The organism is Sphingobacterium micropteri, assembly GCF_014692515.1.
Taxonomy (GTDB): domain Bacteria; phylum Bacteroidota; class Bacteroidia; order Sphingobacteriales; family Sphingobacteriaceae; genus Sphingobacterium; species Sphingobacterium micropteri.
On record NZ_JACOIK010000018.1, the window covers coordinates 18310 to 30080 of the forward strand.

At 41.4% G+C, this 11771-nt stretch carries 8 protein-coding genes; all 8 read left to right on the forward strand.

Annotated features, from left to right (window positions below):
• Nucleotides 1–3: 3 nt before the first annotated feature.
• The 8 genes from H8B06_RS19545 (at nt 4) to H8B06_RS19580 (ending at nt 11722) form a co-directional block, all read left to right on the forward strand.
• Nucleotides 4–1281, forward strand: a complete 1278-nt coding sequence (locus H8B06_RS19545; protein ID WP_190995885.1) for an efflux RND transporter periplasmic adaptor subunit — start codon at nt 4–6, stop codon at nt 1279–1281.
• Between the two features lie 15 nt (nt 1282–1296).
• A complete protein-coding gene (locus H8B06_RS19550; RefSeq protein ID WP_148908928.1) occupies nt 1297–1719 on the forward strand; it encodes a Fur family transcriptional regulator in 423 nt (140 codons plus the stop codon).
• Between the two features lie 220 nt (nt 1720–1939).
• Nucleotides 1940–3982 carry a heavy metal translocating P-type ATPase gene (locus tag H8B06_RS19555; RefSeq protein ID WP_190995886.1) on the forward strand — a complete coding sequence of 681 codons (2043 nt, stop codon included), beginning with the start codon at nt 1940–1942 and terminating at the stop codon, nt 3980–3982.
• A gap of 83 nt (nt 3983–4065) precedes the next feature.
• On the forward strand, nt 4066–4650 hold the full coding sequence (locus tag H8B06_RS19560; protein ID WP_130140052.1) for a pentapeptide repeat-containing protein: 585 nt from the start codon (nt 4066–4068) through the stop codon (nt 4648–4650).
• 646 nt (nt 4651–5296) lie between these two features.
• Nucleotides 5297–6667: a TolC family protein gene (locus tag H8B06_RS19565; RefSeq protein ID WP_223857804.1), complete on the forward strand. Its 1371-nt coding sequence runs from the start codon at nt 5297–5299 to the stop codon at nt 6665–6667.
• Nucleotides 6668–6677: 10 nt separating this feature from the next.
• A complete protein-coding gene (locus tag H8B06_RS19570) occupies nt 6678–9887 on the forward strand; it encodes an efflux RND transporter permease subunit (protein WP_190995888.1) in 3210 nt (1069 codons plus the stop codon).
• Nucleotides 9888–9963: 76 nt separating this feature from the next.
• The gene (locus tag H8B06_RS19575; protein WP_190995889.1) at nt 9964–11073 is read left to right on the forward strand and encodes an efflux RND transporter periplasmic adaptor subunit; all 1110 of its coding nucleotides are present in this window, start codon (nt 9964–9966) and stop codon (nt 11071–11073) included.
• A gap of 139 nt (nt 11074–11212) precedes the next feature.
• Entirely contained in the window at nt 11213–11722 is a 510-nt protein-coding gene (locus H8B06_RS19580) for a hypothetical protein (RefSeq protein ID WP_130140057.1), read from the forward strand.
• Nucleotides 11723–11771 lie beyond the last annotated feature (49 nt).

The window sequence follows — 11771 nt, forward strand, 5'->3', positions numbered from 1 at the left end:
TATATGAAACGTACCATAAATAAGATAGCTTTTGGTGTTATTGCCTTTGTCACACTCCTTGCCTTTAACGCCTGTACGAACAGCCATAAAGAGGGCGACGGACATAATCACGGTACAGAGGCAGAAGCAGAACCAGCGACGGACGAACACGAAGAAGAAAATTCGGCCGTGCTTACCGATGAGCAGATGAAAGCTGTCGGCATTGAAATCGGCATGGTTGAACAGAAACAGTTATCGGCGACTTTGAAAGCAAATGGGGCATTAAGAGTTCCCAATAGCAATAAAGCGAACGCAACTTCAATGTTTGGTGGAATCATTAAATCCCTCAATGTAGAGATTGGAGATTACGTGAAGAAAGGTCAGGTCATTGCCACTATTTCTAACCCACAATTCATACAGTTGCAGGAGGAGTATCTAAGCATCAATAGCCGGATAGAATTTGCCGAACAGGAGCTTGCGAGACAAAGAGAGCTGAACGATGGAAATGTCGGAGCAAGAAAAAATCTGCAAAATGCAACTACCGAACTGAATACCCTGCGGACACGAAAGGCATCATTGAACCAGCAAATCCAAATGATGGGTATCAACCCGACATCCTTATCAAATGCGAGCCTTAAATCGTCATTGGTCGTTACAAGTCCAATAAGCGGAACAATCAGCGATGTTTTTGCCAAAATCGGAAGTTATGTCGATGTGTCATCGCCTATTGCCGAAATAATCGAGAATAGTGCCTTGCACCTGGATTTGCAGGTGTTTGAAAAAGACATTCCTTTAATCAAAATAGGTCAGAAAATAGATTTTGTCGTAACCAACAATCCTAATAAAACCTATTCTGCCGAAGTGTACAACATTGGTTCTTCTTTTATCGGAGGCAGTAAGACAATAGCAGTACACAGTAAGATTATCGGAGATAAAACAGGGCTTATTGATGGCATGAATATAACCGGAGTGGTAAGTTTAGATAATGTATTAAGTCCGGCTGTACCCAACGATGCGATTGTCAATGCCGATGGCAAATATTATATCTTTTTAGTCAAAGAGCAGGAAGAAGAACCTCACGACCATAAAGAGGGAGAAAGTCACGACCATAGCCACGATCACGGTTCGGAGCAAGGCACTCGTTTTGAAAGAATGGAAATAACTATAGGCGCTTCTCAATTAGGTTATACCGCTATAACGCCTGTTAGTGAAATTCCACATGGTACACATATCGTAGTAAAGGGAGCGTTTTTTGTGAATGCAAAAATGAACGATACCGGAGAACACGGTCACGCCCATTAAAAAAATTGTGTAGTAATGAAGAAGAATATTGAACAAAAGCTGTTGAAAAAAAATACCAGTCCAACCAGTATGCGGATTTTGGTGTACGACTTTTTGGAGCAACAGCAAGTAGCGATGTCCTTGTCCGAAATCGAAAGTCATTTTTATAAAGCCGACAGGGTTACGATTTACAGGACTTTGAAAACTTTTGAGGAAAAAGGCATTGTACACAGCATTCAGGAGCATACGACTACCAAGTATATTTTGTGCCATGATGGGTGCGATGAGAAAACCCATAAGGATTGGCACTTACACTTCTATTGCAAGATATGTAAACAGACGACTTGCAAAGAAGATTTTATAATGCCGCAGAATGGAAGCCAAGAATACCGAATTGACGAGATAAAAGTATTCGGAAAAGGTATTTGTGAGGATTGCCTAAAGGGGAGTTTGCAATAGTATTGCAAGCTCCCTTGCTTAATTTTAGGTTTAATGAGGCACTATATAAAAGAAGACATGAATATTGAAACATAGCATAAAAATGCAACAGTCATTAATTTATTACGCTAACCACATATTTGATTATTCCAGTTCAGATACGGTTAGAAGAAACGTTTCTAATAATAGAACATGCCAAAAAATATCAGGCATATAAACAGAAAACTAAAAGATTACTGTAATGGAACACAAACACAGATACGATGCACAGGGCAAACAGCTTTGTTGCATACCACAGGAAGAAAAAATTTACACGGATGCGGACGCTAAAAAACTATTGGAACAAAAGCATCCCAAAACAGCCCACAGCAACGACCACGATGATGAAGACGGACACGACCATTCGCATTCGGGCGATAGCGACAATATTTTCAAAATGTTTCTACCTGCCATTATCTCTCTTGTGCTATTGCTCGCAGGTATCGCAATGGATAATTGGTTTCCGCAAACATGGTTTACGGATTGGGTAAGGGTTGTTTGGTACGTGTTTGCCTATATTCCAGTCGGATTACCTGTACTCAAAGAGGCCGTAGAAAGCATAGGTAAAGGCGAAATCTTTTCGGAGTTCTTTCTTATGGGGATAGCCACTATCGGAGCATTTACAATTGCCGAATACCCGGAAGGTGTTGCAGTCATGTTGTTCTATGCCGTTGGAGAAGTGTTCCAGACATTAGCTGTTTCCAGAGCCAAAGCAAATATCAAATCATTGCTTGACCAAAGACCCGATGAAGTAACCGTTTTACGAGACAATGAACCACAGACCGTCAAAGCAGAGACAGTAGAAATTGGCGAAATCATACAACTGAAACCAGGAGAAAAATTAGGTCTGGACGGAGAACTGTTATCCGCAACATCGTCATTCAATACGGCAGCTCTAACAGGTGAAAGCAAACCCGATACAAAGAACAAAGGCGAAACGGTTCTGGCTGGAATGATAAACCTAAACACCGTATCACAGGTAAAGGTTACAACTGCATACACCGACAGTAAATTGAGCAAGATTTTGGAATTGGTACAAAACGCCACATCACAGAAAGCACCAACGGAGTTGTTTATCCGTAAGTTTGCCAAAATTTACACACCTATTGTAGTGTTTTTAGCCGTAGCCATTTGTTTAGTGCCCTACTTTTTCGTGAACGATTATCAGTTTACTGATTGGTTGTACAGGGCTTTGGTATTTCTGGTTATTTCCTGTCCATGTGCTTTGGTTATCTCTATTCCGTTAGGTTATTTCGGAGGAATTGGAGCAGCTTCAAGAAATGGAATATTGTTTAAAGGGAGCAACTTTTTAGATGCTCTTTCCAATATTCAAAACGTAGTTATGGATAAGACGGGAACGATGACAGAGGGTGTTTTTAACGTTCAGGAAGTTGTTTTTGATTCTGCATTTAATGAAACCGAAATCCTGCAAATGGTCAACGTATTGGAAAGTCATAGTACGCACCCGGTCGCAACGGCCATTCACGAATACGTTGGAAAGCCAAGTAATGAAGTTGAATTGCAAGATACAGAGGAAATTGCAGGACACGGATTGAAATCAACCATCGATGGTAAGGAATTATTGGTTGGCAATTTCAAACTGATGGATAAGTTCGGAATACAATATGATTTAGACCCGAACACTATCGTTTATACCACAATTGCGGTTGCTTATGATAATAAATTTGTAGGTTATATCACTATTGCCGACACGATTAAAGAAGACGCACAGGACACTATAAATCTACTGCACAAACTCAATGTCAAAGCTACAATGCTTAGTGGTGATAAAAGTACCGTTGTAAAGTATGTAGCAGAGCAGTTAGGTATAGACAATGCTTTTGGCGATTTGCTGCCGGAAGATAAAGTAAACAGGGTAAAAGAAATCAAAGCCAAAAATGAAACGGTTGCTTTTGTTGGGGATGGTGTAAATGATGCCCCTGTTGTGGCATTAAGCGATGTAGGTATTGCGATGGGCGGTTTAGGAAGCGATGCCACGATTGAAACGGCAGACGTAGTGATACAAGACGATAGGCCGAGCAAAATACCTATGGCCATCAACATTGGCAAACAGACAAAGAAAATCGTTTGGCAAAATATCACATTGGCATTTGTTGTAAAAGGAATTGTATTGGCTTTGGGCGCAGGAGGTCTGGCTACCATGTGGGAAGCCGTTTTTGCCGATGTAGGTGTGGCATTATTGGCAATATTAAATGCGGTAAGGATACAACGGATGAAATTTTAGAAATAGATAATCGTGTCCTATTAAAAATAAGTAGCAAAGCTAAGCTTTAAGATATATTATATAAGTTGAAACTAAAAAAATAAATGGAAGAAACAGTCGTTCACACCAACAAAACATTTTCAGGTGTTGATTATTCAGAAAAAAAATTAAGAAACAGAGAATTCGTACAATGTGAATTTGTAAGTTGTGATTTCAACAAAAGTGATCTGAAAGAGAATGACTTTGAAGATTGTACATTTAAACAATGTAATTTTTCAATGGCCGACATCGACGGAACAGGATTTCGTAACGCTGTGTTCTTTGGCTGTAAAATGCTCGGCGTGGATTTCACAAGATGTAGTAAGTTCGCTTTCTCTCTTTCATTTACAGACTGCCATTTAGATTACAGTAATTTTTTTGGAACAAAGCTAAAAAAAACAATATTTAAAAACTGTACTTTAAAAGATGTAGAATTTACGGAAGCTGACCTGACCGCTTCGGAATTTTTGGATTGTGATCTTACTTCTGCAAAATTTTCTAACACCAATCTTGAAAAAGCAGATTTTAGAACAGCTGTCAACTTCGCAATAGACCCTGACGGAAACAGAATGAGGAAAGCAAAATTTTCGTCACTAAATATCGCAGGCTTATTGTATAAATACAATCTTGATATTTATTACAGGAATTAATTGTTCACTTCCGTAAATAAAGCTAATTTAGCATTCTGATGAGCAACATTACACCAAGTATTACAAATTACTTTCAGCGATACCTTTTCGTATTCGCTACGTTGTTTTTGGTACTATTCTCATCTTGTGCCGTTAAAGCGAGTGTCAAAACATTCGTTGGCATTCCTACAAAAACACAACAGGGTTTACCAAAAGCAAATCATAACTTACCTGTAAACTCTGTTGATAGATGTACCGTAGTTGCGGCATCGGATACGCAAATCATTCAAAAGCGTGTTTTCGACGCTAATGATTTACTACCTGTAGTTCTTTTTACGGCTTCTTTTCTGTTTTTATTTAGTTTTCGTACTGTAAGCAAAGAAAATAAACATCCTGTTTATAGCGGTAGCTCAAAAATTCGCAGTTCTATTCCAATCTTCTTGGAATACCGGAAACTTATCATTCATTTTTCCCACTAATCCTTTTTCCTTATCAATCACAAAGTTTGGTAGGTAAGACTTCTATTGTTTTCATCGAAATAATTGATTTTTCAATGGCCGATGAGAGCTCTCCCGACTGCGTCGGGTTCAGTTTCATTTTCAAATAATCTTAGGTCGCCTTTATACGACCTTTCCAAAAACTGTACAGTAATATGATTAAACATATTATGGCAACCACAATAGTGTGGGGTGCCGTTGTTGCGACATTTCCACTATATGCACAGCAACAACAAGAACATGCTTTGGGCAGCCTATGGCTCAAAGTAGAGGAAAACTATGTGGGTATTAATGCGAAAACGGCTTCCGTTGATGCCGCTAAACTCCATGAACGGGCAGTAAAAAGCAATATGCTACCGCAGATAAAAGCACAGGTACAGAATACCTACGGAACTTATGAGGGAAGTTCGGGAGGCTTTTTTCCGCAGGCAGGTTTCTTTAACGTGAGCGGTTCGACCGCAGGATTGGATGGTAGTTCCATAGCCGCCAGTACCTTTGGCTCCGCAATTGCCGAATGGGAGGTTTTTTCTTTCGGAAAGCTCCACAAGCAGAAAGAGGCTGCCGGAGCTTTGTACGATAAATCGCTAAACGAAAAAGACGCGTATTTGCTCAATCTGAAAAAGATGTTGTCCGAACGGTACATTGTCTTTTTATATAATAATGCTAAACTGAATTGGACGGAGAAAAATGCCGAACGCCTGAACGATATTCGCAAAATAACTTCGGGGTTGTCCGCATCAGGATTACGACCTGTGGCGGACAGCTTGCTTGCTTCATCATCGTACGTTCAGGCAATGGGCGAATACGATAAATGGAGCGGTTTCAAAAATGCTTCCTTTATCAAACTATTGGAACTCTACGGCGACGAGACAATTGATTATACAACTTCTGTCGAACGGTTCAGCAACCCGTCAGCAATGAATTTAAACAGCGAAAACGCTATAAATCCTTCGCACCCTATATTGAATACATTGGACAAGCAATCTAAATATTATACATTGAGCGGTCAGGCACAAAAAAGAGCCTCATTACCGTCTGTCAGTATTTTGGGAGGTTATGCACACCGTGGAACAGGTATCAGCCCGAACGGAACGGTATCGGGTGCTTGGAAAGACGGCTTTAGCAACACCACCAATAATTTTTTGGCAGGTATCGGCATTACGTGGAATATCACAAGCCTGCATACCAACCGTATGAAAGGCGAACAGCTTTTTAAAGAAGCGGAAAGTATCAAACTGCTCCAAACACAGTACGAGCAGACCATGCAAGCGGATCTGTCCGCATCAAAGACAAAAATCGTACAGCAATACGAACAGCTCCAAAAAACAAGGCTTGCCGTACAGCAGTCGCAGGATGCTTACGAAATGTACCTCGCAAGATACAAAAGCGGTCTTATTGCATTGAGCGAGCTTTTGCAGATAAGAGCCTTGTTGGAGCAGGCTGAAAACACCCATATCGCGGCATCACGGGATTATTGGGTTTTCCTGGCTTATGAGGCAGAGCTGACTGCCAATTTCGATTTTTTGTTTAACAATCTTTAATTAATCGTATATGAACATCATAAAATTTGCGTTAAGGAAACCGATTGCGATTATGGTTGTCGTACTGTCGATTGCTTTCTTTTCCTATAACACCGTAAAAAAAATCAACGTAGATATATTCCCCGAAGTGGAATTACCTACGATATACATCGCTATGCCCTACGGGGGATTGTCCCCGGCCTATATGGATGGGTTTATGGCGAACGAGTTCCAAAAGGTACTTTTATTCGTCAGTGGTGTAGAAAACATCGATTTCAAAAGCGTACAGGGAATGACCCTGATGAAACTGAGCTTTTACCCTGGAACCGATATGGCGCAGGCTGCTGGAGAGGTAGCCACCTTTACCAACCGGGCAATGGGGTTTCTGCCAGCTGGAGCGGTTCCGCCTATGGTCGTCCGCTTTGACGGTAGCTCACTTCCCGTAGGACAGCTGGTTTTTGAGAGTGAACAGCGTTCGGTCAATGAATTACAGACACTTGCCATCACGCGAATACGGCCGATGTTTACCGAAATCCCTGGCATTACTTCTCCAGCTCCATTCGGAGGGAACGTCCGGACAATCGTGGTCAATATAAACCCCGAAGCCATGCAGGCAAACGGGTTAAGTCCTGAAGAAATTACGGCCGCTATTACCAAGAACAGCCTGCCGTCGCCTGCGGGAAATATTCGCATCGGCGATAAAAACTTAATGGCTCCGATTAACTCCATTGCCAAGAACCCCGAAGAATTTCTGAATACACCTGTAAAAACAAACGATAATAGGACTATATATGTCCGTGATGTCGCAAGTGTATTGGACGCAGCAGACCAGACCGTAGGTTATGCAGTTGTTAACGGCAAAAGATCGGTGTACCTGCCGATTATCAAAAAGGCGGATGCCTCCACATTGGACGCCGTAGAAAACTTAAAGTCTTCTATTCCCATGCTGAAAAACCAACTGCCCGAAGACGTGGATGTCCATTATGAATTTGACCAATCGACCTACATCGAAAGGGCACTTTCCACGCTTATCCACGAAGGAATTTTGGGTGCAGTATTTACTGGTGTGGTTATTTTACTCTTTTTGGGCGATAACCGTGGGGCAATCATCGTTGTATTGACCATTCCGATTGCGATTTTGTCAGCTGTTTCCGTTTTGCACCTTTTCGGGCAGACCATAAACATTATGACCTTGAGCGGTCTTGCCTTGTCAATCGGTATTCTCGTCGATGAAGCCACCGTAACGATAGAGAACATACACCAGCATTTTGAAATGGGCAAGCCCAAACAGCGAGCCATTTTGGACGCTTTGCTCGAAATATCTATCCCTAAATTGCTGATTTTGATCTGTATTCTTGCCGTACTGACCCCTGCCTTTATTATGACGGGTATTCCAAAGGATATGTTTATGCCTTTGTCTATGGCTGTGGCTTTTGCTATGATAGCTTCCTTTTTGGCTTCGCAGACCTTTGTGCCGATTTTGGCAAATTGGTTGATGAAGAACAAGCACAGCAACGAAACCAATACGCCGAGAAAACGGGCTTTCTTTGAAAAATTTCGCGTAAACTATGCTTACCGTATGCGTAAATGGTCAACCAAAGCCTTGCCTCTTTTTGCATTATATCTATTAGTTGCAGGAGGGATTGCCGCATTGCTTTTGAACGTCGTCGGAACAGATGTCATGCCGGTTTCCAATAACGGAGACTTTCAGTTACGCATACAAGCTCCGCAGGGGAGTAGGCTCGAAAAGACCGAGAAAATCGTCAGTGAAATTACCGATGAAATCCGTGGGGTTATTCCCGAAAACGGTATCAAACTGACCTCTGCATTCGTGGGAACGCATTCGGCAGGAACGCCCATTAATCCGATATTCCTGTTTACGAGTGCTTCACACGAGGCGGTTTTGCAGGTTTCTGTCAATCAGAAAGTGTATACGGGTTCCATAGAAGATTTGAAAGAAGAAATAAGGGTAAAATTACAAGAAAAACATCCCGATGTCGCTTTCAACTTTGAGCCAATGGAATTGACCGAGAAGATTATGGGACAGGGTGCAATGACCCCGATTGAGGTTAAAGTCGGTGCAAGACAAATAAACGGTGCTTTTGCACACGCATCTAAGATTGCGGAAAATTTGAAGAAAGTACCTTACCTGCGTGATGTCCGCATAGCGGAAGCGATTGCTTATCCTACATTGGAAATTGACGTAAATCGTGATCTTGCCGGACAGTTCGGACTGACCATGCAGGACGTAACCCGAAGCCTTGTAACAGCTACTTCATCTACACGATATACGGATAAAAACCTTTGGATTGACCCCAATTCAGGATTGGTATTCCAAACGCAGGTACAGATACCGGAGGCTACGATGCAATCGGAGGAAAAACTTCGGTCAATTCCATTAAAGAAAGGAAGTCTTCGTCCGGTATTGGAAGATGTGGCAACCATTCGTAAGGTTACTTCTCCTGCACAGGTAAACCGTAAAGGCCCAAATCGATACGTTACCGTTGTAGCCAATGTGTACGGAAAGGATTTAGGAAGTGCTTCTACAGTCGTCAAACAGGCAATTGCAGATGCAGGAGAACCACCCCGCGGCACGACGGTTTGGACAGGGGGAACATTACAGTTATTGGAAGATACCTTGGATAGTCTTTTGGCAGGTTTGGGCGTAGCCATTATTGTTATTTTCCTAATTCTTTCAGCTTATTACCAATCGTTTAAAGTGCCGTTGGTCATCCTTTCAGTATTACCCGCCGTAATTGCGGGAAGTCTAATCCTGCTCTACCTTACAGGCAGTACGCTCAACTTGCAATCCTATATGGGGATTATTATGTCGCTTGGCGTATCGGTATCAAATGCCGTGCTATTGGTCAATCAAGCCGAATTTTATCGGAAAAAAATGGCATTGAAACCCGCTAATTCGGCAAGACTTGCTGCTTCGTCACGATTAAGACCCGTATTGATGACCGCGACAGCGATGTTTGCGGGAATGTTGCCGATGGCAATGGGTTTAGGGGACGGAGCTGAGCAAGTTGCGCCATTGGGTAGGGCGGTTATCGGCGGACTTATAGCTTCGACAGTGTCCATTCTGTTATTGGTTCCGCATTTCTTTTCTTCTTTGATGTCGAGAACTTCCATTATCAGCCCGTCCTTAGACCCTGATGATGATGAAAGCAGATATTATACAGAACAATCAGAAAAAAACTCGCTTAATAGTCGTATTACGGATGATGAAAAACATTAACGGTCCTTTCTGTGCATTGAAAAAAAATAATTTCAAAAAAACAAACGATATAATAAAATTTAAAACCATACATAAAATGTACCACAGTATTTCCATAAATAAAAAATCAGTAGCACTATTGGCTATGACAACCTCGTTGATATTGGTTCTTTCCGCTTGTTCTCAAAAACCAGAGAAAAAAGAACGACCACAGAATGTGGAAGTGAAAGCAGTTAGTTATCCGACGGCTCCTGTACAATTGATCAATCCCGAATATGAAATATCGGTGCCGGCAGAACTGAAACCCTATGAACAGGTAGCGGTATATGCAAAGGTTAGCGGATTTGTCCAGCAGTTGTACGTGGACAGAGGTGACCACGTTCACAAAGGACAGCTTTTAGCCGTATTGGAAGCTCCTGAAATGGAACAGCAATACCTTTCGAGTAAATCATCTGAGCAAAAAGTTTATAACGATTATCTCTATGCAAGGCAGGCTTATGATAGGTTGGTGGATGCTTCCAAAACTACGGGTGCAGTAGCGGATATTGAATTGGATAGGGCAAAAAGTGCCATGGAAAGTGCTAAATCGGCTTACGATGCCTCCAAAGCAGGTACGGCACATTCCTCACAGCTGCAGCAGTACCTGCGTATCACAGCCCCTTTTGATGGTGTGATTACGCAGCGAAATGTTTCGGTCGGAGCATTGGCAGGAACAGGAAGCAACGTGCCTTTATATATAATCGCACAGGGCAATAAGCTCCGTCTGACTTTATCCCTGCCCGAAAAACACGCATCATCTGTTCAGCAAAGTATGCCGGCCACGTTTACGGTTAGCTCACAGCCCGGAAAAATGTTTAATGCCAAACTTTCCCGTTCATCGGGTTTGCTCGATCAACAGGACCGTTCCCTTACTTTAGAGTTTGATGTGAGCAATCCCTCGGGCGAATTGCAAGGAGGAGATTATGCACAGGTCAAATTAAAACTAAAACGTAAAAAGCCATCGCATTGGGTTAACAGCAAGAGCGTTTTAAACACGCAATCGGGAACGTATGTCTTGACGTTAAATAATGAAGAAGTGAAACGGATTGCTGTAGACGAGGGTATACGTATAGATACGCTGATAGAGGTATTTGGTAACCTTTCTCCCGAAGACAAGATTATTGTTAAACCGTCGGAAGAGATTAAAGTGGGCAAAGCCGAGCTTTAGCGAAAATCAAATTTTAGGATTATAATTTTATCAAAGCTATTGTAGCTTATTATTTTATATGGTAACTTGTTAAGCCAATCGAAAGCAAGATTGGCTTATTTTTTGTAAAGATATACTATATAACCAACGTATAAGGCTTATGGTGAGAAGATGCTTTTATGTGATGCTGTTTCAGATGCTAATAACGACGACGGCGTTATTCGGACAAAAACTTTCTCTTCCGGAAATTAGAAAGGATTTTAAAATTGGACATAAGGATGAAGCTACATGTAAAAAGCATCTGAATGCGTTAGAGGAATATGCAGACTGTCCAGTAGAGCGAGGTTATGAGGCCGCATACCATATGTTTATGGCAAACCATATAGGGAATCCCTTTAAGAAAATGGGTTATTTCAAAAATGGAAAAAAAATGCTCGAAGAGGAAATAGCGCGTAATCCAAGTGATATAGAATTACGGTATATTCGCTTGTGTATTCAATATTATATCCCGTCTTTTTTGGGATATAAAGGTAATATAGAGGAAGATAAAGATTTTTTAGTAAATAATTTGTATAAACTAAAAGATCAGAAAACCAAAGAACTCATTTATACTTATTTAAAAGGAGCGAAGATGTATTCTGAGGCAGAATTAGCATTACTAGGCCGTTAAAGGAAATCAATTAAAATCGTTAAAAATACAAGGCGAATATGTAACTTTG

What these genes read in the sequence shown, in the direction of transcription:
- H8B06_RS19545 (WP_190995885.1), top strand. Translation starts at nt 4, where the DNA reads ATGAAACGTACCATAAATAAGATAGCTTTTGGTGTTATTGCCTTTGTC.
- H8B06_RS19550 (WP_148908928.1), top strand. Translation starts at nt 1,297, where the DNA reads ATGAAGAAGAATATTGAACAAAAGCTGTTGAAAAAAAATACCAGTCCA.
- H8B06_RS19555 (WP_190995886.1), top strand. Translation starts at nt 1,940, where the DNA reads ATGGAACACAAACACAGATACGATGCACAGGGCAAACAGCTTTGTTGC.
- H8B06_RS19560 (WP_130140052.1), top strand. Translation starts at nt 4,066, where the DNA reads ATGGAAGAAACAGTCGTTCACACCAACAAAACATTTTCAGGTGTTGAT.
- H8B06_RS19565 (WP_223857804.1), top strand. Translation starts at nt 5,297, where the DNA reads ATGGCAACCACAATAGTGTGGGGTGCCGTTGTTGCGACATTTCCACTA.
- H8B06_RS19570 (WP_190995888.1), top strand. Translation starts at nt 6,678, where the DNA reads ATGAACATCATAAAATTTGCGTTAAGGAAACCGATTGCGATTATGGTT.
- H8B06_RS19575 (WP_190995889.1), top strand. Translation starts at nt 9,964, where the DNA reads ATGTACCACAGTATTTCCATAAATAAAAAATCAGTAGCACTATTGGCT.
- H8B06_RS19580 (WP_130140057.1), top strand. Translation starts at nt 11,213, where the DNA reads ATGGTGAGAAGATGCTTTTATGTGATGCTGTTTCAGATGCTAATAACG.